Source organism: Methanocalculus taiwanensis (assembly GCF_024372745.1).
Lineage (GTDB): Archaea > Halobacteriota > Methanomicrobia > Methanomicrobiales > Methanocorpusculaceae > Methanocalculus > Methanocalculus taiwanensis.
The window spans coordinates 1-1,656 of record NZ_VOTZ01000064.1 but is presented as its reverse complement, the minus strand read 5'-3'; the positions used below and the strand labels follow the sequence as shown (position 1 = coordinate 1,656).

General features: G+C 47.0%; 2 protein-coding genes. One reads left to right on the top strand and one right to left on the bottom strand.

Going from position 1 to position 1,656, the window contains the following annotated elements; translation table 11 throughout:
- Positions 1 to 191 (top strand): hypothetical protein (locus tag FTO68_RS11790; RefSeq protein ID WP_255333608.1); only part of this gene is annotated, 191 nt, incomplete at its 5' end.
- Between the two features lie 69 nt (positions 192 to 260).
- Here the strand turns inward: FTO68_RS11790 and FTO68_RS11785 are convergent.
- Positions 261 to 1,439, bottom strand: coding sequence for a hypothetical protein (locus tag FTO68_RS11785; protein ID WP_255333607.1), 1,179 nt, complete (start codon positions 1,437 to 1,439; stop codon positions 261 to 263).
- Positions 1,440 to 1,656 lie beyond the last annotated feature (217 nt).

Sequence of the window (1,656 nt, the reverse complement as noted above, 5' to 3'; positions counted from 1 at the left end):
ATGTCGCTCATCGATTTCACCTACAGTTCCCTCCCGATCCAATAATGGACAGAGGGGATGATAGGGTGGATCAATTTATGATGAGCGTTTTCATGAAAAGTGGATTAGTTTTTGATGAGCGAATACAGACGTTTGTTGAACCCGGACAGAATAGCAGATCAGATGATTACTGCCCGATACTGTTCTTTTAAAAAGGAAGAGGTGAGATGGCTGGTCTCAGCATATCACCTGTTCATTACCATCAAACCCCGGCATCCGGGTTACTGTCTTCGTGTCACGCAGAGGATACTAATGCCCACGATTCCCGCTCCGATGAGTGCCAGGAGGCCACCAGCAGATTCCTGTGTTGGGGGAACCTGTGTTGAATCCACCGGAACCGTTCCTGAAGGGGTTGCTGCAGCCTGTGTTGATTCGGGTGTTTCAATTTGGGGCTGATCTGCTACATGATAGGTTAAAAGCGCATACTGACCGCTTGTTCCGATCTCAGTGACAAGGTATGATCCAACAAACCGCGAAGGAACCATCCTCCATTCATTATTTGCATATGTTGCAATGAAAGGCACTTCTCCTTCATTATTACTTTGGAAGGATAACTCTGCGTGAGGAGTAAAGGTTACATCGGCTGGTGTGATGATATAGAGATCACTGAGTGCTTTCCAGCCTGAGGGAAGATTCATTGGTTCTGACTGAATAATCCTGATATCTTCTACCCGGGCATCTGCAATCGAGGTTTCAAGCGTGGTAAGCCGAACCTTATTATCAAGTGATGAAACAATGACTCCGTCAACAGCCGGTTGCCCTGATTGACCTCCACTTGAACTGCTGGTGGGTGGCGCAGTTGGCCGGGGTGTCGGCGTAATGGTTGGGGTACCAATTACAACTTCCTGGTTCATCACCTGTGAACCGTCAACGAGTACGATGATTCGTGCACTCCCGTCACTGATGCCTTCAAGTCCAAACGTGATTGATCCAGAGTCTGGTCCTTCTTTTGTGCCGGAGAGTTCAAGGGTCATGTCGACATAGGTGGCATTGTCCACAACGATTCCAAACGCCTTCATCCGGTTCATTGTCCCAGCTGGCATACTGTCCAGTCTCTGAAATAATGAGACCTCGTCTTCATGTGCTTCCTGAATGATACGGCGTATAACTCCCCCGTCTGATGCTTCAAGACCCGCTTCGATAACTGGTGATGCAAGAAGGTTAACCCGTGGATTATTCAGGGCAAAAGGGACTGTCACCTGGTTTGCCTGATAGGTAAATTCAGATGTACCATCGTCAAGTTCAATTGCTGATTCCATTCTGAGGGCAAACACGCTCCCGTTGGTAAGCCCGGAGATAGCAATAGTGATCGTATCCCCTTCTTCTATCTGCTGTGGGCTGATCGAGACGCTGACGGCCTGAACAGGAGCTGTAAGTGCAAGTAAAAATATACTGAACAAAACGATAAACAGACCATATCGCCGCTTTAAATTATACATAAGGTTATTATCTCTCATTCTCGCTATGTATTCTTTATGGTTAACTGCAACTCTGGATAACGTACCTTTCTTTCTGTAAATTCTCTGACCCTGCTCTCCTTGGTTGATCATTCTCTCTCGTCCGACAAATATCTTCTGCCTGTAACCCACTCTTCGTTGATGTCCATTAGGATAGCTC